This is a genomic window from Micromonospora sp. WMMB482 (assembly GCF_019038635.1).
Lineage (GTDB): Bacteria > Actinomycetota > Actinomycetes > Mycobacteriales > Micromonosporaceae > Micromonospora > Micromonospora marina.
In genome coordinates, this window is sequence record NZ_JAHOPD010000020.1 from 6,504,426 (window position 1) to 6,525,014 (window position 20,589).

The following is a 20,589-nucleotide window of genomic DNA, read 5'->3' on the forward strand; positions in this document are numbered from 1 at the left end:
CAGCGACCCGGTGGCCGACGCGCAGTCGAGCACCGCAGGGCCGGCCCAGCCGGGCGCGCCCGGTCCCACTGCGAGCGACTGGCGCAGCAGCGGCCAGCCGTCGTAGTCGACCCGGGTGTGTACGACAGCGCCACCCGGCGCCTCGCCGTACCGGCCGCAGATCACCTCGTCGCGCCAGGTCAGCCTCACCCCGGCGGCCAGCTCGACCCGGGACTCGGCGAGGTGGGCGCAGCCGGCCGCCGCGACCAGTTGCTCGGGCAGCCAGTGCAGTGCGCCGCCGTCGTGCACCACGGCGCGGACCGCCATCCGTGACACGGCATCGGGCCGGCCGGGCAGGGCGACCGAGGCGGCGACGGTGTGTACCCGCACCGCCGCCCCCGGTCCCACGTCGATCTCCAGCCGCAGGTCGTCGCCGGCGAGCGGGCCGGCCGCCCCGCCGACGACGTACACGGTCACGACACGACCGCTGCCGGGCGTCTGTCGCAGCAGCAGCGGCACCTCACCGCGCAGCTCGGCGAGGACCGTGCCGCCCCGGCCGTCGGCCCGAGCCACCAGCCGGGCGTGCGCGCGCATCAGGCCGGGCCGACCCGCGCGGCGATCGGGTGCAGGGCCGCGTGATGGGCCAGTTCGTGGCGGATCCAGTCGGCGACCTGCCCCGCCGTCGGGTCGCCGACGATCGACAGGAACACGGTCGGCAGGTCGCCGCGCCGGGCCCGCGCGTCCCGGTCCATGACGGCCAGGTCCGCGCCGACCATCGGGGCCAGATCGGTCTTGTTGATCACGAGCAGGTCGGCGGACGTCACCCCCGGTCCGCCCTTGCGCGGCACCTTGTCCCCGCCGGCCACGTCGACCACGAATATCTGCCGGTCCACCAGGCCCCGGCTGAACGTGGCGGTCAGGTTGTCCCCGCCGCTCTCGACCAGCACCAGGTCCAGCGGGCCGACCGCCTCGGCCAGTTCGTCCACCGCGTCGAGGTTGGCCCCGATGTCGTCCCGGATGGCGGTGTGCGGGCAGCATCCGGTCTCGACGGCGCGGATCCGGGCCGGGTCCAGCACCCCGGCCCGCTTGAGGAAGTCGGCGTCCTCGGTCGTGTAGATGTCGTTGGTGACCACGCCGAGTCGCAGCTCGCCGGCGAACGCCCGGCACAGGGCCGCCACCAGGGCGGTCTTGCCGGACCCGACCGGCCCGCCGATGCCGACGCGCAGCGCCCGGCCGGGGAGTGCCAGCGGCGGATGCGGGTCCACCCCCGGTTCGGGGTGGGTGTGCGGAACGGTCTCGTCGTGCGGGGCAGGATTCTCGTCGTGCGGGGCAGGATTCTCGTCGGCAGTGGGCGCAGCGGTCGGCACAACGGTGTCAGGACGCAAAGAGACGCACCTCCCAGGTGGCATGAGCTTCGGCGTGGATGTCGGCAAGGGGAGCGGCTGCCGCGGGCAGCCGCTCGGGTGGTTCGTCGGCCGCCCGGGTCGCCGCGGCGGCGGTGCCGTCGCACAGGCCGGCGAGACCGACCAGCAGGGCCTGGACCTGGTACGGGTCGAGGCCGAGCAGGCGTACGGCCGCACTGGCCGCACCGGTCACCGTCCCGTGGACGGCGACCGTGGCGGTCTCGGCGCGGCTCAGGCCGGCGGCGGCGCAGAGCAGCCCGAGCACCAGCGGCTGGTGCGCTCCTTCGGGCGCGGAGGGCAGGTCGTCGAAGGACGCCTCCGGCCAGATGGCCCGGCCCGCGCGCAGCAGAGCACGTCCCTGGCGACGGGACACCGTGCGCAGCGCCGGTGCCGCCGTCCGGGCGTCCAGCTCCGCGTCGAGCAACGCCAGCGTGGATCCGCGTACGGCGGAACCGGCCGAGGTCACCGCGCGGTGCGCCGCCGCCGCGAACGCCGCACCGACCAGCCCGGCGGTGGCCAGCCGGCCGGCCAGGAACGCCTCCAGCGAGGCCAGGCCGGTGACCCGGCCGGCGGCGACGGCGGCCTCCAGGCCGCCGGAGTGGGCGTGCGCGCCTGCCGGGAAGCGACCGTCGGCCAGCAGCAGGAACAGGCTCGACGTCGCCATCAGAACAGGAAGTACCGCTGGGCCATCGGCAGGCGTGACACCGGATCCGGCTCCACCACCTGACCGTCGATCCGCACGGTGAAGGTGTCCGGGTCCACCTCGATCCGGGGCATCGCGTCGTTCTCCGGCAGGTCCGCCTTGCCCCGCGAGCGCACGTCCGCGACGGGCACCACCCGTCGCCGCACGTCCAGGCGCAGTCCGGCGTCGAGGGCGGCCGGCGCGACGAACGCCAGGCTGGTGGCGGACGCCGCGGCGCCGTACGCCCCGAACATCGGGCGCGGCAGCACCGGCTGCGGCGTCGGGATGGACGCGTTGGCGTCACCCATCTGGGCGTACGCGATCATGCCGCCCTTGAGCACCAGATGCGGTCGTACGCCGAAGAACGCCGGATCCCACAGCACCAGGTCGGCGAGCTTGCCCGGCTCGACCGAGCCGATCTCCCGGTCCAGCCCGTTCGCCATCGCCGCGCAGATGGTGTACTTCGCCACGTACCGGCGGGCCCGGTGGTTGTCGGCCGCGCCGTCGCCGGGCAGCGCGCCGACCCGCTCCTTCATGACGTGCGCGCTCTGCCAGGTTCGCAGGATCACCTCACCGACCCGGCCCATCGCCTGCGAGTCGGAGCCGATGATGGAGATCGCGCCGAGGTCGTGCAGCAGGTCCTCGGCGGCCATGGTGGACGGTCGGATGCGGCTCTCGGCGAAGGCCAGGTCCTCCGGCACGGACGGGTTGAGGTGGTGGCAGACCATCAGCATGTCCAGGTGCTCGGCGAGGGTGTTGGCGGTGTACGGCCGGGTCGGGTTGGTCGACGACGGCAGCACGTTGGGCTCGCCGGCCACCGTGATGATGTCCGGCGCGTGCCCGCCGCCCGCACCCTCGGTGTGGTACGAGTGGATGGCCCGGCCGGCGATCGCCCGCAGCGTGTCGGCCACGAAACCGGCCTCGTTGAGGGTGTCGGTGTGGATGGACACCTGCACCCCGGAGGCGTCCGCCACCCGCAGGCAGGCGTCGATCGCCGCCGGTGTGGTGCCCCAGTCCTCGTGCAGCTTGAAACCGCCCGCGCCGGCGCGCAACTGCTCCCACAGCGCCTCCTGCGACACGGTGTTGCCCTTGCCGAGCAGCAGCACGTTGACCGGCAGCGTGTCCAGCGCCTCGTGCATGCGGGCCAGGTGCCAGGCGTTCGGGGTGACAGTCGTGGCCCGGGTACCCTCGGCGGGGCCGGTGCCGCCGCCGACGAGTGTGGTGATGCCGCCGGCCAGCGCCTCGGTGACGATCTCCGGGCAGATGAAGTGCACGTGGGTGTCGACGGCGCCGGCCGTGAGGATCCGGCCGTTCCCGGCGATGACCTCGGTGGCCGGGCCGATGACCAGTTCAGGGTGGACGCCGGGCATGGTGTCCGGGTTGCCGGCCCGGCCGAGGGCCACGATCCGACCGTCGCGCAGACCCACGTCGGCCTTGACCACGCCCCAGTGGTCGAGCACCACCGCGCCGGTGATGACGGTGTCGAGGGCGCCCTCGGCGCGGGTCGCCCGCGACTGGCCCATCGACTCGCGGATCACCTTCCCGCCGCCGAAGACCGCCTCGTCGCCGCCCACGCAGTGGTCGGACTCGACCTCGATCAGCAGGCTGGTGTCGGCCAGCCGGATGCGGTCGCCGGTGGTCGGCCCGTACAGGTCGATGTAGCGGTCCCGCCGCACGGCGCTCACCGCGCCGGCCCGTCGGTCGCCGGCGCCCCGCTCGTCGGCGCGTCCGATCCCGGCGCGGTCGGTGACGCTTCGTCCAGCGGTCCGGCGCACTCACCGCGGAGACCGGGCACGACGCGTGCGCCGCCGAGCGGGACCAGCTCCACGTTGCGGCTCACGCCCGGCTCGAACCGGACCGAGGTGCCCGCCGGGACGGCGAGACGCTGGCCCCAGGCGGCGGCCCGGTCGAACATCAGGGCCGGGTTGGCCTCGGCGAAGTGGTAGTGCGAGCCGACCTGCACCGGACGGTCGGCGGTGTTGACCACGACCACCGTGGTCACCGGACGACCTGCGTTGATCTCGACCGGGCCGGCCGCCGGCAGGATCTCCCCGGGGATCACGGGATCGGGTGGTGCACCGTCACGAGCTTGGTACCGTCCGGGAACGTCGCCTCCACCTGCACCTCCCTCAGCAGTTCGGGGATGCCGTCCTGGACGTCCTCGCGGCCGAGCACCGTCCGGCCGGCGGACATGAGGTCGACCACCGACCGTCCGTCGCGGGCCCCTTCGAGCAGGAAGGCGGTGATGATCGCGACGGCTTCGGGATAGTTGAGTCGCAGGCCGCGCTCGCGGCGGCGGCGAGCGACGTCGGCCGCGACGTGGACGAGCAGGCGGTCCTGCTCGTGCGGGCTGAGGAACACGGGATTCTCCGGTGGGCATCGGCGTGGCCTCGCTCGCCGTCGGCTCCGCGCGGAGCCGCGCCGGGCAGCACCACCCGGAGGAGGAGCTGAGGTCACACGACCGCCGCGACGCCGCCGACGGGTGGCCCGGGACTCCACCGTCCCGGCCCGCGCGACGGGCACCCGGCGGTGTCGGTCGGATGCGGACCGCACCGCCCACCGCTTGAGCCGACCGTAGAGGATCGCCACCGGCGGGGGCAACAGTGTGCTCGGCATCAGGGATCGAGCCGCGCCGGCGTCGGGGTCGGACAGCCGACTCCGCAAACGCAAAACGGTGCGCGCTGAAGTGGATCTCAGCGCGCACCGTGAACCTACGGGTCGTGCGGACCTGCTGGCAGTTGCAGATTGCAGGCGGGCTACAGGTTGTTGATTCGCGCCACCAGCTCTGCCTCGGTCAGGTTTTCCAGCACCGCGTCCTGCTTGCGGCCCAGGACCGCCAGCAGCTTCTCCTTCTCCAGCTTCTTGGCCGCCGCCGCCTTCGCCGCCTGCTCCTCCGCGAGGCGGACGGCGATGACGTGCTTGACGACCTCCAACTTGGTCTCCAAGATCGCCTTGGCCGGATTGGCCTCGGTGGCCACGAACGACTCGGTGTCGACGGCCTTGAGCTCGGCGTTGACCGCCTTGGCGACATCATCGAGGCTGAAGCCGGACTTGGCGGTCAGCGGAAGCTCCCACAACTGTTCCGTGGTCAGCTGTCCCTTGGCCGACGGGTAGCGGAACTTCTCCCGCGTGGCCTTCTCGAAAATGGTCACGATGGCCTCTCTCCGATGTCTGGGTAGGAAATCAGAACTGGATGCCGATGAGCCGGCGCCGACCACTGGTCATGGTCACCTTGGCGACCACGGAGCTGCGGACCGTGGAGCTGAAGCCGAGGCCGGAAAGCTGGTCCGGAGACGGCTCGCACTTGGTGCGGTCGCCGAGAACCTCGAACACCTTGCGGTGTGGTTGCAGGTCGGCGCGGAGGAACTCGTTGTAGATCCCGCGCGCCGGCTGGTCGTTCACGCACCCCTTCAGGATGAAGAAGTAGTGCCGGTTGCCGACCTCGTTGTCGTCGAAGTAGTTCGGCGAGTACATGATGGTGGACACCGGTACGAACTGTTCGGTGGTGATGCCCCACACCTCCTTGCCCGCACTGCCCGGCTGCACGTCTCTGCCCGGCCGGAAAGCGGTGATCACCCCTCCGGTAACCGTCATCCGGCCCACCTCGACGGTCTCCTTGTGGCCGACCGCACGCTCGTGGCGGTAGTGCTCGATCCTCCCGTCACTCTCGGTCTCGATCACGAAGCCGCCCTGGGCGCTGTCCCGCTTGCGGTACTGGTTCACCTCGATCCGGTACTCACCGTCGGGGACACTGTCGGTCCAGGTGACGTTCTCCACCGGCTCGCGGGAGAGCGGCCCGGCGGCGTTCATGTCGACGTCGAGCTTGTTGCGCTTCTCCTGGTACCAGATGTGGTCGCCGTTGGGTTCGAACACGTGCAGGTCGAGGTCGTCGTGGTTGAACCAGGACAGGCTCACCCGCAGCTTGCCGGTGACGTTGCCACCGGCTCGCTTGACCTTCTCCCTGATCGAGTCGGTGACGTTGCCGCCGTACGACCAGCCGAAATCGTTGTTCCACTTGAACAACCGCGGGGCAGCCGGATGCCGGCCGGTCGTGAGACTGACGAAGTGCGGCTCCTGGGTGTTGGCGACCCACAGGTCGATGCTGGTGGCGCCGGGCAGGATGTCCTTCATGAAGGAGACCACCGGAATCGCCTCCGGCTTCGCGTCACGAAGGCGCGCACCTGCCGACTGCACGGTGGCCGCCTGCATGAGCAGCCCTTCGATGCCGTCCTTCATCCGCGGCTGTGTGTCGTTGTCGACCCACAGCACGTTGGTGACCGACACGTCGGACAGCCGGGCGAACCGTCGCTGCAACGACTCCTCGATGCCCAACTCGTCAATGGTCTTCATGGCAGCCTTGACCATGGCCGGGGTGATCAACGCCGTGGGGCGCTGGTAATTCTGCGGCGCCACCTTCGTCTCGAACGACCGGACCGCCTGCTCCAGGTCGACGCCCGCGGAGAGATCCTGGACGAGGGTGCCGATCACCGTGTTGCGGAGGCGTGCCGCCGGGTTCATGGCGTTGGCGAAGACGAAGGCCCGTCCGTCGGTCGCCTTCGTCCACCGGCTCTGCAGCGACCGGAACTCGGTCACCGCCCGACGATGCTCCGTGCCCCGGTAGAGGGCGTTGTCGTCGATCAGGTCGGCGACGGTGTCCAGAGCGTCCTGGGACAACTCGGCCAGGCCACGCTGGAAGACCTGCACCGCGGCGTCGAAGTTGCCCTGTGCCGCGCCGACGTCTTCGACGCGATGCCGCGTCTCCACCCGGCCGTGCAGGTGGTGCCACACCTCGACCTGGCCGTCGCGCAGCGTCCGGGTGGTCTTCGTCCCGTACTGCGCCTGCGTGGACCGGAAGATGGTGGACAACGGCAGCGAGCGAACGAACTCGTCCAGAGCGGCGGCGACGACGGAGAAGACCGGGTCGGCGGCTGACACCCCGGACCAGACGGTACGGACCCGCCCGGCGTGGATCTCGACGACGTTGCCGAAGTGCTTGACGAAACCGCGGCAGGTCGAGCAGTCGTACTCGGAGCGCTCACGGAACCGCAGATTGGTACCGGCGGGGAAGGAATCGAGATACGTGAGCCAGAGCGAGTCCCGGTCGAGACCGTCGCCGACGATGTACAACTCGCCCTTGGACATGGTGGACAGACGCGAAGTCACATCCGTCACGAACTGCTGGAAATCGCCCACCGTTTCATCCCCCTTGATCGCCGGAGATCCTACGGAGCGGACGCCGATCGAAGAAACGCGTTTCCGGCTTCCCGCACGGTCGTAGACGCACTGCCGCCGCGCACCTGTCTCCAGCACGCCGTTCCAGGGGCCGGCGCCGATGAGCATCGGCTTGCGGCAGCCGGGCAGCGCGGAATGGGCCATCGACGGACACTTGTGTCGTGGACCTCACCCCGGGTCTCGACACCCCCGCAGCTGCCGCTAGCTAGCGCCGGGTTGGTGCAGCTGCCCGAATGGCGGCCCGACTGGCCGGTGGACCCGGACGAGGACCGGTGCCGCTCCGCCAGATGCCGCTGGGTGGGCCGGCTCGGCTGACCAACTCGTAGGTCTGCCGCGGCACGCCGGATCGCGACAGGCCAGGCTCAGCCGGCCGGCCGCCGCATCCCTTGATCCGATCCAGTGCGCCTGTGGTGAGGAGCTCAACCGCCGCGTGCACCACCGGCCGCAGCGGCCGGGCAAGGGTCTGGTCGTCTCGCCAGGTCCATCCGAACGGACGCCCTTGATCGAGTCGTGCGTGACCGAGCGCGTCCGCTTCGTCGTCTCGCAGACGGGCCAGTACGGACGTGCCCGGGCTGCGATCAGCAGCCACTGCCCGGAACACACCGTCGAGATCGTCGCGGATTCGCAGCGATCGGGCGAAGGTGGTCTGGGAGCCAGCCGGATCATGGCGTGACAGCGGGCGAACGCCTCCGCCTCCAGCTCGCTGAGCGCGCCCGCGTACACGCTCCAGGCGACGAGCTCGGGGTAGCCGGTCGCACGTCGTCGTCCCGAGACCCGACGGGCGGACCGGTACGGGTGTTGATGAAGTCCAGCGCGAGGTTGCTCGGGCAGATGACCACGGCCGACGCCACCCGCTCGCCGGCGGGTACGGAGGTGGCGCGGTCGGTGGCCCCCGGGACGACCGGCGACGGCTGATCAGTTTCGGCGCCAGGCGAGGACGCCGACCGCGGTCCCGAGCACGCCGGCGGCCACGCCCACCCGGTGTCGGGACAGCCAGGCCTGCGGACTGCGGCCGTGCGCCCGGGAGGAGAAGCCGCCCCGCGCGCCGTAGTCGTGCCCGCCGGGCCCGTCGAGTGGGTGCCAGAGGTTGTTCGGCCGGTCGCGGTCGGCGGGACGGCCGGTCTGCTGTGACTTGTAGCCTGTGCGGGCCAGGTAGCGGTCCAGCAGCCCGGGTGCGACGCGGTTGCCGAGGATCGTCAGCACGGTGGAGGCGCCGACCCAGTACTCGCGCCGGCGCGGCCGGTGGGCGGCACCGACGATCGCGCGGGCGGCCACCTCCGGCTCGTAGATCGGCGGTACCGGCTCGGCGTGCCGGGGCAGCCGGGACAGCAGCCACTCGAACTGCGGGGTGTTCACCGCCGGCAGGTGCACCATGGTCACCTTGACGTTGCTCCGCTCGTGCAGCAGCTCGCAGCGCAGCGACTCGGTGAACCCGACAATCGCGTGCTTCGCGCCGCAGTAGGCCGCCTGCAGGGGGATGCCCCGGTAGGCCAGCGCGGAACCGACCTGGACGATGGTGCCCCGGTCGCGCGGGGTCATGTGGGACAGCGCGACGCGGGTGCCGTGCACGTAGCCGAGGTAGGTGACCTCCATGGCGCGGCGGAACTCCTCCGGCCGGGTCTGCTGGAACGGCGCGAAGACGGAGCTGAACGCGTCGTTGATCCACAGGTCGATCGGGCCGAGTTCCGCCTCGATCCGCCGGCCGGCGTCGACGACCTGGTCGTGGTCGGCCATGTCGACAGCGATCGGCAGGGCCCGGCTGCCGGCGGCGCGTACCTCCTCGGCGGCGGCGTCGAGCCCCAGGCGCCCACGGGCCAGCAGCGCGATGGCGATGCCGCGCCGGGCCAGCAGCCGTACCGTGGCCCGGCCGACGCCCGCGCTGGCCCCGGTCACCACCGCGACCTGGATGTCCTGCCGCCGCATGCTCATCTCGCCTCCTGTCGTCGAGCCTCGCTGCCCGCACTACCCGTCGCCGGTCGACTCAGTCACCCCGGCGCGTCTGATTCGCGCGGCCCGACGTGTCAGCGCGGGACGGACGGGTATCGCACGCCCACGGACGCCGAGGGAAGGGACGACAGCATGGACCACCCGGCCCCCGGCACCACGCCGGCGGTGCTGCGGGACTACGCGCTGCTCGCCGACGGGCACCGGGGCGCGCTCGTCGGCCCCGGTGGGGACGTCGCCTGGCTGTGCGCGCCCGGCTGGTCCGACCCGGCGGCGTTCAGCGCGCTGCTCGGCGGTGCCGGCCGGTTCCTGGTCGCGCCGGCGGCGGACCGGTTCGTCTGGGGCGGGCACTACGAGCCGGGCTCGCTGATCTGGCGCAGCCGGTGGGTCACCGGAGACGGGATCGTCGAGTCCCGGGAGGCGCTGGTCTTCCCCGGGGAGGCGGGCCGGTTGGTGCTGTTGCGCCAGGTTCGCGCGTTGCAGCGGCCGGCGCGGGTGCGGGTGGTGCTGGACCCGCGGGCCGGCTTCGGCCGGGAGCCGGTGCGGGACGTGACCCGGGACGGCGAGCGGTGGCTGGCCCGCACCGGTGGGCTGCACCTGCGGTTGCAGGGCGGTGGCCGGTTGCACCGGGACCGGCAGGGTTTCCTGACCGGTGAGCTGACGGTCCCGGCGGGTGGCCGGCACGACCTGGTGCTGGAGCTGGCCGCCGGCCCGCTCGACCGGCCGTGCGAGTCGCCTGGGGAGTTGTGGCGCACCACCGAGCAGAACTGGGCGGCGGCGGTCCCGTCGCTGGACGGGCCGGCCGCCCGGGACGCCACGCTGGCCTACGCGGTGCTGCGCGGCATGACCCGCCCGGGCGGTGGCATGGTCGCCGCCACCACCACCGCCCTGCCGGAGCGGGCGCTGGCGGGCCGCAACTACGACTACCGGTACGCGTGGATCCGTGACCAGTCCTTCGCCGGCCAGGCCGCCGCGCTGGTCGGGCGGTACGACCTGCTCGACGACGCCGTCGCGTTCCTGACCGATCGGGTGCTGGCCGACGGGGACGGGCTCGCGCCGGCATACACGGTCGGCGGGGATCCCGTGCCGCGGGAGCAGCCGTTGGACGGCCTGCCCGGATATCCGGGCGCGAGCGCCCACACCGGCAACTGGGTACGCGGCCAGTTCCAGCTCGACGCGTTCGGCGAGGTCCTGATGGTGCTTGCGGCCGCGCAGCGCCACGACCGGCTCGACAGCGACGGCTGGCGCGCGCTGCGGGTGGCCGCCGAGGTGATCGAGCGGCGCTGGGCGGAGCCGGACGCCGGGATCTGGGAGCTGCCGCCCCGGCAGTGGACGCACTCGAAGCTGACGTGTGTGGCCGGGCTGCGGGCGGCGGCGCGGGCCGCGACGGCTCGCCCGGCCGCGCGCTGGTCGGCGCTGGCCGACCGGATCCTCGCCGACGCCGCCGAGCACGGGCTGGCGGCGGACGGGCACTGGCGCCGCGCGTACGACGACGACCGGGTCGACGCCGCGCTGCTGCTGCCGGGCATCCGCGGGGCGCTCCCGCCGCAGGATCCGCGCACCGGCCGGACCCGTCAGGCGGTCGTCGCCGAGCTGGCCGAGGACGGCTATCTCTACCGGTTCCGTCCGGACCGGCGGCCGCTCGGCGACGCCGAGGGCGCGTTCCTGCTGTGCGGGTTCGCCGCCGCGCTGGCCGCGTGGCAGGCCGGCGACACGGTGGGCGCCAACCGATGGTTCGAACGCAACCGGGCCGCCTGCGGCCCTCCGGGCCTCTACACCGAGGAGTACGACGTGCGGCAGCGCCAGCTCCGCGGCAACCTGCCCCAGGGTTTCGTGCACGCGCTGATGCTGGAGGCCGCCGTGACACTCGGCCAGGTCGAGCCCGGCCGCTGACCGGTCTACCGGCCGGGACCGGCGATGAGCGCCAACCCGGTCTCCGGGTCGACCCGTTTGGCCAGTTCCGGGGTGACCTCCGTGACGATCACCTCCAGCGTCGGCCATACCCGGGCCCAGAGCAGGTGACCGCCCACCGTGCTGCCGTCGGAGCGGCCGAGCACCGCGTGCACGTGCAGGGCCGGCTCGCCGTCACGGGCGGCCACGTCCCCGACCAGCGACAACACCTCCACCTGCTCGCGGACCGGGATGTGCCGGTAGTCGCCCTGCTCCCGGTCGAACCAACCGACCTCGGCCTCCCGAAAACCACCCACGGCTGTCACCCGGCCGGCGCGCAGGTCGTGCCGGCGCAGCGCGTCGCCGATCGCGGTCACCGGTTCGTCGCCCTTGTCGCAGACGACGACCAGCACCCGTCCGGTCGGCTGGTGCAGTTCCTCGGCCCTCATGGCTCCTCCTCGTGTCGTGCCGTGGTCGCACCCAGCACCGCCCAGACGCCGGCGACGGCTGTATCGGCCAGCGCGGCGTACCGCTGCCGCCGATCGGCGGCGGCGAGGGCGAGCGAGGCGAGGGCGTGGATGCCGTCGACCGCCGCGCCGGCGAGGAACGTCCCGGGTGCGGGCCGGCGCACGGTGAGAGCGGCCTGCGCCAGGTGTCGGGCGCCGAGTACCCGAAGCGTCGCCAGGGCGGCGGGGGTGGCCGGTCCGACCGGCCGCAGCAGGGCGACGGGAGCGACCAGCAGCAGAACGCCCCAGGCCACGCGGCCGGTCAGTGCCACGCGTCGCAGCGCTCGCCCCGGCGTTCGACGGCTCATGTCAGGCCACCCGGAACTGCTGGGCCTGCTCGGCGCGGAACACCAACCCGTTGCCCGGCCGGTCGAGCTGCACCAGCACCGCGCCGCCGGTCGCCGACTGCGCCCCGTCGAAGAGCATCGCCTCGATGCGGACGTGGTCGTGGAACCACTCCAGATGCCGCAGGTTCGGCGTGGCGGCCGCGACCGGCAGATGCTGGTGCGGCGCGCAGTGCCCGGACACCTGGATCCCGGCGGCGTCCGCCACCGCCGCCGCGCGGAGGAACTCGCTGACGCCGCCGCACCGGGTGACGTCGATCTGGAGGCAGTCGACGTACGGGGCCATCCGGTGGAAGTAGACCAGGTCGTAGCCGTACTCCCCCGCCGTGACGTCGGCCGTGACCCGGTCGCGGACCAGGGCGAGGCCGGGCAGGTCGTCGGAGCTCACCGGCTCCTCGTACCAGCGCACGTCGAGGTCCGCGGCGGCGTGCGCGACCCGGATCGCCTGCTTGCGCCGGTACGCGCCGTTGGCGTCGACGAACAGCTCCGCGTCGTCGCCGATCGTTCGGCGCGCCTGCCTCATCCGGTCCAGGTCGCGCGCCACCGCGGTGCCGCAGGACTCCCCTATCTTGATCTTCACGCGGGGGATGCCCTGTTCGTGCACCCAGCCGGCGAGCTGCCGGTGCTGCCGCTGGGCGTCGTAGGTGGTGAAGCCGCCGCTGCCGTAGACCGGCACCTCCCGGCGGACGGCGCCGAGCAGCCGGGCCAGCGGCAGGCCGTGTCGGCGCGCCTTGAGGTCCCACAGCGCGCAGTCGGCGGCGGACAGGGCGAGCCCGGCGATGCCGGGGCGGCCGGCGTTGCGCAGCCGTCGCCGCATCCGGTCCCAGGCCGCCGGCACGTCGTCGGGGTCGAGGTCGGCGAGCACCGGCGCGAGCAGGTCGGCCACCACGGCGACGGCGGCGATCGGGCCGTAGGTCCAGCCGATCCCGGTGTGCCCGTCGGCCCGCGCCCGGACCAGCACCAGCGTGGTGGCGGTCCAGGCGAGGGTGCCGTCGCCCTCCGGAGCGTCGGTGGGGATCCGGTACGCCTCGGCGGTGAGGCCGACGCCGGTCACCGCGACCTCCGGCGCGCCAACGCGGTCGCCGCGGCCAGCCCGGCGGTCGCCACCAGGCCGGCCGTCGCCCAGCGGGTGACCGGGCCGGGCGGTCGGGGCCGGTCGCCCCAGCCCTGTTCCGGCCGCCGGGAAACGGTGTCGTTGTGCATGGCCGCGCGCAGCAGTTCGGCCAAGTGGAGCGCGGAACGGCCGGCGGAGGCGCTCTGCTCGACCTGGGTACGGCAGCTGAAACCGTCCGCGAGGATCACGTCCGTGTCGGCGGCCTCCCGGACGGCGGGGAGCAGCACCCGTTCCGCGCACGCCTCGGACACCTCGTGGTGGCCCTGCTCGAAGCCGAAGTTGCCGGCCAGGCCGCAGCAGCCGGAGTCGAGGAACTCGGCGTCGACGCCGGCCGCGGACAGCACCGCCTGGTCGGCGGCGGTACCGAGGATCGCGTGGTGGTGACAGTGGGTCTGGATCAGCGCGTGCGCGTCGAGGCGGGGTGGCTGCCAGCCGGGGCTGTGGTCGTGCAGCAGTTCGGCGAGCGTGACGGTCTGCTCCCGTAGGCGGGTGACGTCGTCGTCGGCCGGGAACAGCTCGTGGGCGTCGCTGCGGAACACCGCTGTGCAGCTCGGTTCCAGCCCCACCACCCGGGTGCCGGCGCGCAGGTGGGGGCGGAGCGCGTCGACGCTGCGCCGCAGAACCCGCTTGGCGACGTCGAGCTGACCGGTGGATATCCAGGTCAGCCCGCAGCACACCGGGCCGTCCGGCACGCGTACCCGCCAGCCGGCGGCCTCGAGCACCTCGACCGCGGCGCGGGCGACGGCCGGATGGAAGTGGTTGGTGAAGGTGTCCGGCCAGAGCACGACCTCGCCCCGGGCACCGTCGCCGGTCGGGGTGCGCCGGGCGAACCAGTGCTGGAACGACTCCGCCGCGAACAGCGGGATGTCCCGGCGCCGGTCGATCCCGCCGACGACCTTGGCCAGGCGGCCGAGCCCGGGTGCGTGCGCGAGGGCGTTGACCGTGCGGGGCAGCCGGGCGGCGACGGTCGCCACCAGCGGCAGCCAGCCCATCGAGTAGTGCGCGCGGGGGCGCAGCCGGCCGGCGTAGTGGTGGGACAGGAACTCGGCCTTGTAGGTGGCCATGTCCACGTTGACCGGGCAGTCGGCCTTGCAGCCCTTGCAGGCCAGGCAGAGGTCGAGCGCGTCGCGCACCGCGTCGGAGCGCCAGCCGTCGCCGATGGTGCCGCCGCGGGCCGCGCCGTCGAGCATCTCGAACAGCAGCCGGGAGCGGCCCCGGGTCGAGTGCTCCTCCTCCCGGGTCACCATGTAGGACGGGCACATCACCCCGCCGGAGTGCCGTCGGCACTTGCCCACGCCCACGCACCGCAGCACCGCGTCACCGAAACTGCCACCGTCGTCGGGGAAGGCGAAGGTGGTCCGCACGCCACCGTGGTCGTAGTCGACGCCGAGGCGCAGGTGGCTGTCGAGTGGGTAGGGCGGCATGACCTTGCCGGGGTTCATCCGGTCGTCCGGGTCGAAGATCGCCTTGAACTGGCCGAACGCCCGGATCAGCCGTTCGCCGTACATCTTCGGCAGCAGCTCGCCGCGGGCCTGCCCGTCGCCGTGCTCGCCGGAGAACGACCCGCCGTAGGACACCACGAGGTCGGCGGCGCGTTCGACGAAGGAGCGGAAGTCCCGCACCCCGTCGGCGGTGCGCAGTTGGAACGGGATCCGGGTGTGCACGCAGCCCTGCCCGAAGTGTCCGTACAGCGAGGCCTGCTGGTAGCCGTACTCGCGGTAGAGCGCCTGCAGGTCGCGCAGGTAGTCGCCGAGCCGGTCCGGGGCGACCGCCGAGTCCTCCCAGCCGGGCCAGGTGTTCTCGGAGTCCGGCACGTGGGCGGTTGCACCCAGCGCGGAGTCGCGGACCTCCCACATGCGTTTCTCGTCGGCCGGGTCGGCGAACTGGTGCACGCGCGGCCCGCCGTCGCGGCGGACGGCGGCGATCAGCCGGTCGGCGGCGGCCGCGGCCTGGTCGGGGGTGTCGCCGCCGAGCTGCACCATCAGCCACGCGCCGCCCTCGGGCAGCTCGTGCAGCGCGTGCGGGTGCAGGTTCTTGCGCCGCTCGAAGCTGACCAGCTTGTCGTCGATGCCCTCCAGCGCGATCGGCTGGTGTTCCAGGATCCGCGGCACGTCGTCAGCGGCCGAGGCGATGTCCGGGTAGCTGAGGAACACCATCGCGTCGGCCTTGACCCGGGGGACCAGTTTGAGCCGGGCACGCAGCACTGTGACAAGCGTGCCCTCGGAGCCGACGAGAGCCTGGGCGACGTGGAAGTTCTTCTCCGGCAGCAGGCTGTCCAGGTTGTAGCCGGACACCCGGCGGGGGATGTGCGGGTAGCGGGTGCGGATGTCGGCCAGGTACTCGTCGCGCAGCGCCCGCAACCGCCGGTGGATCTCGGCCTTGCGACCGCCGTCGCGCTGGATGCGCTCGTACTCCTCGTCGCTGGTCTCCCCCACCCACATCCGGGTGCCGTCGTGCAGCAGCACCTCCAGTTCGACGATGTTGTCGACCACCTTGCCGGTGCGCTGGGCGGTCGCGCCGCAGGAGTTGTTGCCGATCATGCCGCCGAGCGTGCAGTGGTTGTGGGTGGCCGGTCGGGGCCCGTACTCCAGCCCGGTCGGTTCGAGTCGGGCGTTCAGCTCGTCGAGGACGATGCCGGGTTCGACCAGGCAGGTGCCGGCCTGCTGGTCGACCTCCACCAGCCGGTGGCAGTACTTGGACCAGTCGAGGATCACGGCGGTGTTCGTGCACTCGCCGGCCAGGCTGGTGCCGCCGCCGCGCGAGGTCAGCGGCGCGCCGTGGCGGCGGCAGACCGCCACCGCGGCCACCGCCGCCTCCACCGTGCGGGGCACCACCACCCCGAGCGGCACCTGGCGGTAGTTGGAGGCGTCGGTGGAGTACGCGGCGCGGGAACCGGCGTCGAAGCGGACCTCGCCGTCGACCTCCGCCCGCAGCTCGGCGGCGAGCGCGATCAGGTCGACGTCGTCGGCCGGCTCGGGTGGACGCAGGACCGGGTCGGGCAGCACCTCGGTCATGAGCGCAACTCGTTGATCTTGTCGCGTGCGACGGTCGCCACGGTGGCCACCTTGTGCGGTTGACCGCGCAGGAACGCCTCGGTGAAGTGTTTCGCCTGGTCATATTTGATCTTGCCCGGCATCGGCGGCTCGTTCGGGTTCACGTCGCAGTCGACAAGCGCCGGGCCGGGGTGCGCCAGGGCCTCGCGGATCGCGCCCGGCAGCGCCTTCGCGTCGGTCACCTTCACCCCGAACGCGCCGCAGCCGCGCGCCCAGGTGGAGAAGTCCGCCTCCGGCTGCCGGTGCCGCACCGCGTACTCGGGGTAGCCGAGGATGATCTGCTCCCAGAGGATCTGCCCGTACGAGTTGTTGTTGTTGATCACCACCTTGATCGGCAGGTCGTGCCGCACCGCGGTGAGGAACTCGGCCATCAGCATCGCGAACCCTCCGTCACCGACGAACGCGATCACCTGCCGGCCCGGGTAGGCGTGCTGCATGGCGATGGCGTACGGCAGGCCGGGCGCCATGGTGGCCAGGTTTCCCGACAGGAAGAACTCGCGCTCGCCGCGGATCGTCCAGTGCCGCGCCGACCAGGTGGCGATGGTGCCCGAGTCACAGGTGAGGATCGCGTCGTCGGCGGCGGCGGAGTCGATGCAGCCCATCAGGTACTGCGGCGCGATCGGCGACCGCTCCGGATCCACCAGGCTGCCCATCTCCGACCGCCAGTCGTTCATCTTGCCCTGGTACTTCTTCAGGAACGACCGGTCCGGGGCGTGGTCCAGCATCGGCAGCAGATCCCGCAGCGCCAGGCGGGCGTCCGCGCAGACCGGCGCCTCGACCGGCAACCGCATGCCGATCAGGCTCGGGTCGACGTCGACCTGCACCACCTTCGCCTGCCCCGGCGACGGCAGGTACTTCCCGTACGGGAAGGAGGTGCCCACCATCAGCAGCGTGTCGCACTCCTCCATCAGCTCCTCGCTCGGCGCGGTGCCGAGCAGGCCGAGCCCGCCCGTGGTCAGCGGGTGGTCGTCGGGCACCACCAGCTTGCCGGGCAGCGTCTTGACGATCGGGCTGGCCAGGGCCTCGGCCACCGCCAGCACCTCCTCGCGGGCGCCCCGTGCGCCCACACCGACCAGCATGGCCACCTTCCGGCCGGCCCTGAGCACCTCGGCCGCCTTCGCCAGCTCCCGCGGGTCAGCCGGCAGCCGGGGGTACGACACCGTGGCGGCGCTCATCGGCGGCTTGCCCGGGCTCACGTGCCGGTACGGGTCGTCGGAGGCCGGCGCCACCTGCACGTCGTTGGGGAAGGTCAGGTGCGCCACGGTCCGCTTGCTCATCGCGTCGCGGATCGCCAGGTCCACCACCGCGGGCATCTGCTGCGGGTTGGTGACCATCAGGTTGTACGAGGCGACGTCCTGGTAGAGCTGGGTGGTGTGCACCTCCTGCTGGTAGTGCGAGCCCAGCACCGACGTCTCCTGCATGCCGGTGATCGCCAGCACCGGCACGTGGTCGAGCTTGGCGTCGTAGAGCCCGTTGAGCAGATGGATCGCCCCCGGCCCGGAGGTGGCGCAGCAGACCCCCAGCCGGCCGGTGGCCTTGGCGTAGCCGGTGGCCATGAACGCCGCCGCCTCCTCGTGGTGCACCAGCACGAACCGCAGCCTCTCCCGCTGCCGACGGAATCCCTCCATCAGGCCGTTGATGCCGTCGCCGGGCAGGCCGAACACGGTGTCGACCCCCCACTCCACCAGGCGTCGGGCCAGGCTCTCGCCCACGATCTCCTGCACGTCGTCCTCCTCTTCCGGGGTTCACCCGTCCTCGTCCGCGTCAGCGGGGTTTCACCTGGCCCACCAGACAACGCGGAGCAGGGCGGACGGGGCGGCGGCTACCCGGCCTCCCCCGCCGCAAACCCACCAGGGCGGGCGGTTTCGGACCGCCGTCACCCGCGCCTCCCGTCCCCGGGCAGCACGGACAGCCGTCCCCGCCCCTCCAGCACGGCGATATGCACGGCGTCGACCTCGCCCACCCCGTGCTCGCGCAGCAGTCCGTCCAGGTCGGCCCGGGTCAGACCGGCGCGGCGCAGGTTGCCGGTGAGCACCCGGCCCCGGGCGACCACCACCACCGGCCCCGTCTCGATCAGCCGCCGACCGGCGGGCCGCAGGCGCACCCAGGTGATCAGCGCGTGGGCGGCCAGGACGGCCACCAGCGTCACCGCGCCGGACAGGTAGCTGGCGTCCGGCGCGCTGGGCAGCCGCCCGACGATCGCGCCCACCGCGACGGCCGCCACGAAGTCGTACGCGGACAGCTCGGCCAGCGTCCGGCGTCCGCCGAGGCGCATCGCGAGCACGGCGGTCAGGTAGAGCAGGAACGCCTTCACCGCCACCCAGATCAGCCAGCCCGGGTGGCCGATGAGAGCGGTCACAGCATCCATCCCGACCGCCGGGCTCAGGACCGACGCATCGACCGTGCCGCCAAAAAGCCGAGGACCGCACCGACGGTCAGCGTCACCAACCCGCGCGCGGTGAGCGCGGAGCGCAACCGGCCCAGGCCCGCCTTCGGGTCCACCACGCTGCCGGCCACGTCGCCCGCGACCCCCACCACCACGTCACCGAGCTCGCCGCGGTCCATGGCCCACCCCCTTGCCGAAAGCCGCCGGCTACCCGGCGGGACGGCCACCAAACGTCCACTCGTCCCGACCGGTGAAGACCCGTTCTGCCGCGGCTTCGAAACGCGAGCTGCCTCGATCGCCTTCCGGGGAGGTTGGCGGCAAACGCCGGCGCGTCGACCGTTACCGCCTCGAGATCTCGTGGTGTCCGGCGGCGTACCAGCGGCGGCCCGGCATCGCCGTGGCGCCGTGCACCACGACGCTGAGCGTGACGACGAGGCTGCCGGCGGTCCAGAGCAGCGGATCCCGCGCGCCCTCGTCGGCGCTGAAGGCCAGGTAGAACAGCGCGGACACGCCGATCGGGCCGAACCAGCCGAGGAAGACCAGCTCTCGCCAGGGCAACCCGAGCGGCTTCCGGAGCGCCAGCACCACCGGCAGCCGCCGCAACAGCAGGACCGCGACGGCGAACAGCGGCAGCCGCCAGCCGGCATCGAGCCAGTCGCGCCACGGCAGTTCGACGCCGAGCAGGAAGAACAGCGGCAGCACCAGATAGCGGGTGAGCGAGTCGTCCAACTTCTGCTCGGCGATGCGAGGCTGGTCGCCGACGACCCGGTTGTAGGCCAGCCCGGTGACGAAGGCAGCCAGGATGCCGTCGGTGTCGAACACCCGCGCGACTCCGAGCGCGGCGATGCCGAGCAGCACCGCGAAGACGAGCAGCGAGCCCTGGTCGAGGGTCTCCCGGCGGCTCGCCGCGCGGACGGCGTGTCCGGCCAGCCAACCGAGTAGGACGCCGACGGCCACCGCGCCGAGCACTCCCCACACCGCCGCGGTCACCTGGTCGGCCCATGGCTGCGCGCCGATGGCGGCCAGGGCGAGCACGACGAGGGGGAACGCGAGCCCGTCGTTGCCGCCGGACTCGCCGCTGATCACCTGCCGGAGCCGGTCGGGCAGTTGCCGTTCGGCCGGGCCGCCGGAGACGATGCTGGAGGCCAGGACCGGGTCGGTGGGGGTCAGACAGCTGCCGAGCAGCGCGGCCAGGCCCAGCGGCATGCCGAGCACGAGCCACGACAGGCCGGTGCTGAGCAGCGCCATTCCGACCATGCCGGCGGAGAGCAGCACGAGCACCGGGCGCAGCACCGCCCGGTAGCCGGCGAGCGGGAAGCGCAGCGCGACCGCCATCAGCGACACCGCCAGCAGGGCCCGGCTCACCTCACGGTTGAGCTCGGCGCCGAGCCGGTCGCCGACGTCGACCAGGCCGAGCACCGGGCCCGCCAGTGCCCCCAGAGCCAGCGCCAGCAGCGGCTCGGACAGCACGGTCCGGCGGATGGCGCTCGACCAGAAGGCGAGCAGGACACCGAGACCCCCGACCAGGGCGTACGCGAGCAGTAGCGGACTCATGCCCGCCCGCTACCCGTCGCGGTGTCGCCCACTCGGCCGTCTCGCCGCCTCACGAGCGCCGGGCCCGGGCGGTGGCCCGGGCGTTGGCCCTCTCGATCCCCTCGACCAGCTCACCCTTGTTCATGTTCTCCGGGTCGTCGATGCCGACCCTGCGGGCCACGTCGTCCAGGTGCCCCTTGCTGGCGTTGGCGTCCACCCCCTGGGCGGTGGGCCGGTCGCGGTCGCGCGAGGCCGGGGTGCCCTGGGCCGCCTGCGGGTCGGAGGGCCCCTTGTGTTCCTTGGGTTCCCAGTGGTCGCCGACCTTCTCGTGGGTGTGCTTCAACGACGCGTAGGCGGCACGGTGCGCCCGCTCGCCGTCGCCGTAGCTCTCCTCGGCCGACTCCAGCGTCTTCTTGTACGTGCGGACCGCCTTGTCGTCCGAGCGCGCGATGGTCGACGGGACGTCGTCGCGCATCTCCTCGGCCTGCTCGTGCTTGTCCGGCATCTCGCTGCCTCCTGGTTC

General features: G+C 72.8%; 20 protein-coding genes and 1 pseudogene. 3 read left to right on the plus strand and 18 right to left on the minus strand.

Features of this window, described 5'->3' with window-relative positions; genetic code table 11:
- Positions 1-48: 48 nt before the first annotated feature.
- Positions 49-456, minus strand: a pseudogene (locus tag KSK32_RS31375) (urease accessory protein UreD); the annotation flags it as partial.
- Between KSK32_RS31375 and KSK32_RS34685 the strand changes: the two are divergent.
- Entirely contained in the window at positions 358-618 is a 261-nt protein-coding gene (locus KSK32_RS34685; protein ID WP_289256450.1) for a hypothetical protein, read from the plus strand. The pseudogene KSK32_RS31375 and the gene KSK32_RS34685 sit on opposite strands and share 99 nt — an antisense overlap.
- On the opposite strand, the gene ureG is transcribed toward KSK32_RS34685, so the two are convergent.
- The 7 genes from ureG to KSK32_RS31410 form a co-directional block, all read right to left on the minus strand.
- Entirely contained in the window at positions 573-1,364 is a 792-nt protein-coding gene (ureG, locus tag KSK32_RS31380; RefSeq protein WP_374226734.1) for an urease accessory protein UreG, read from the minus strand. The genes KSK32_RS34685 and ureG overlap by 46 nt on opposite strands.
- Entirely contained in the window at positions 1,354-2,046 is a 693-nt protein-coding gene (locus KSK32_RS31385; protein ID WP_216935397.1) for an urease accessory protein UreF, read from the minus strand. The genes ureG and KSK32_RS31385 overlap by 11 nt, the downstream gene beginning before the upstream one ends.
- Positions 2,046-3,749, minus strand: a complete 1,704-nt coding sequence (locus KSK32_RS31390; protein ID WP_216935399.1) for an urease subunit alpha — start codon at positions 3,747-3,749, stop codon at positions 2,046-2,048. Before KSK32_RS31390 ends, KSK32_RS31385 begins: the two co-directional genes overlap by 1 nt.
- Positions 3,746-4,126: an urease subunit beta gene (locus KSK32_RS31395; RefSeq protein WP_289256451.1), complete on the minus strand. Its 381-nt coding sequence runs from the start codon at positions 4,124-4,126 to the stop codon at positions 3,746-3,748. The genes KSK32_RS31390 and KSK32_RS31395 overlap by 4 nt, the downstream gene beginning before the upstream one ends.
- Positions 4,123-4,425, minus strand: a complete 303-nt coding sequence (locus tag KSK32_RS31400) for an urease subunit gamma (protein WP_091573768.1) — start codon at positions 4,423-4,425, stop codon at positions 4,123-4,125. The genes KSK32_RS31395 and KSK32_RS31400 overlap by 4 nt, the downstream gene beginning before the upstream one ends.
- A 395-nt stretch (positions 4,426-4,820) precedes the next feature.
- A complete protein-coding gene (locus KSK32_RS31405) occupies positions 4,821-5,216 on the minus strand; it encodes a hypothetical protein (protein WP_216935401.1) in 396 nt (131 codons plus the stop codon).
- Positions 5,217-5,247: 31 nt separating this feature from the next.
- The gene (locus KSK32_RS31410; RefSeq protein WP_216935403.1) at positions 5,248-7,257 is read right to left on the minus strand and encodes a hypothetical protein; all 2,010 of its coding nucleotides are present in this window, start codon (positions 7,255-7,257) and stop codon (positions 5,248-5,250) included.
- 553 nt (positions 7,258-7,810) lie between these two features.
- Between KSK32_RS31410 and KSK32_RS31415 the strand changes: the two genes are divergently transcribed.
- Positions 7,811-7,969 carry a hypothetical protein gene (locus KSK32_RS31415; protein WP_216935405.1) on the plus strand — a complete coding sequence of 53 codons (159 nt, stop codon included), beginning with the start codon at positions 7,811-7,813 and terminating at the stop codon, positions 7,967-7,969.
- A 242-nt stretch (positions 7,970-8,211) separates the two neighbouring features.
- Here the strand turns inward: KSK32_RS31415 and KSK32_RS31420 are convergent, their stop codons facing one another.
- Positions 8,212-9,225 (minus strand): SDR family oxidoreductase, encoded by a 1,014-nt coding sequence (locus KSK32_RS31420; RefSeq protein WP_216935407.1) that lies wholly within the window; start codon positions 9,223-9,225, stop codon positions 8,212-8,214.
- A 150-nt stretch (positions 9,226-9,375) separates the two neighbouring features.
- On the opposite strand from KSK32_RS31420, the gene KSK32_RS31425 reads away from it, so the two are divergent.
- On the plus strand, positions 9,376-11,133 hold the full coding sequence (locus KSK32_RS31425; RefSeq protein WP_216935409.1) for a glycoside hydrolase family 15 protein: 1,758 nt from the start codon (positions 9,376-9,378) through the stop codon (positions 11,131-11,133).
- 5 nt (positions 11,134-11,138) lie between these two features.
- On the opposite strand, the gene KSK32_RS31430 is transcribed toward KSK32_RS31425, so the two are convergent.
- From KSK32_RS31430 to KSK32_RS31470, 9 genes are all read right to left on the minus strand, one after another.
- Positions 11,139-11,579 carry a PPC domain-containing DNA-binding protein gene (locus KSK32_RS31430; RefSeq protein WP_216935411.1) on the minus strand — a complete coding sequence of 147 codons (441 nt, stop codon included), beginning with the start codon at positions 11,577-11,579 and terminating at the stop codon, positions 11,139-11,141.
- Positions 11,576-11,944, minus strand: coding sequence for a hypothetical protein (locus KSK32_RS31435; RefSeq protein ID WP_216935413.1), 369 nt, complete (start codon positions 11,942-11,944; stop codon positions 11,576-11,578). Before KSK32_RS31435 ends, KSK32_RS31430 begins: the two co-directional genes overlap by 4 nt.
- A 1-nt stretch (position 11,945) precedes the next feature.
- The gene (locus tag KSK32_RS31440) at positions 11,946-13,034 is read right to left on the minus strand and encodes an enolase C-terminal domain-like protein (RefSeq protein WP_216935415.1); all 1,089 of its coding nucleotides are present in this window, start codon (positions 13,032-13,034) and stop codon (positions 11,946-11,948) included.
- Positions 13,031-16,108, minus strand: a complete 3,078-nt coding sequence (locus KSK32_RS31445; RefSeq protein ID WP_216935417.1) for an FAD-binding and (Fe-S)-binding domain-containing protein — start codon at positions 16,106-16,108, stop codon at positions 13,031-13,033. The genes KSK32_RS31440 and KSK32_RS31445 overlap by 4 nt, the downstream gene beginning before the upstream one ends.
- Entirely contained in the window at positions 16,105-17,871 is a 1,767-nt protein-coding gene (locus KSK32_RS31450; protein WP_289256452.1) for a thiamine pyrophosphate-dependent enzyme, read from the minus strand. Before KSK32_RS31450 ends, KSK32_RS31445 begins: the two co-directional genes overlap by 4 nt.
- 152 nt (positions 17,872-18,023) lie before the next feature.
- Positions 18,024-18,506, minus strand: a complete 483-nt coding sequence (locus KSK32_RS31455; protein WP_216935419.1) for a DUF421 domain-containing protein — start codon at positions 18,504-18,506, stop codon at positions 18,024-18,026.
- Between the two features lie 23 nt (positions 18,507-18,529).
- The gene (locus tag KSK32_RS31460) at positions 18,530-18,712 is read right to left on the minus strand and encodes a hypothetical protein (RefSeq protein ID WP_216935421.1); all 183 of its coding nucleotides are present in this window, start codon (positions 18,710-18,712) and stop codon (positions 18,530-18,532) included.
- A gap of 160 nt (positions 18,713-18,872) precedes the next feature.
- Complete coding sequence (locus KSK32_RS31465; RefSeq protein ID WP_216935430.1) at positions 18,873-20,087, minus strand: cation:proton antiporter; 1,215 nt, start codon at positions 20,085-20,087, stop codon at positions 18,873-18,875.
- Between the two features lie 49 nt (positions 20,088-20,136).
- Positions 20,137-20,571 (minus strand): ChaB family protein, encoded by a 435-nt coding sequence (locus KSK32_RS31470; RefSeq protein WP_254187269.1) that lies wholly within the window; start codon positions 20,569-20,571, stop codon positions 20,137-20,139.
- Between the last annotated feature and the right edge of the window lie 18 nt (positions 20,572-20,589).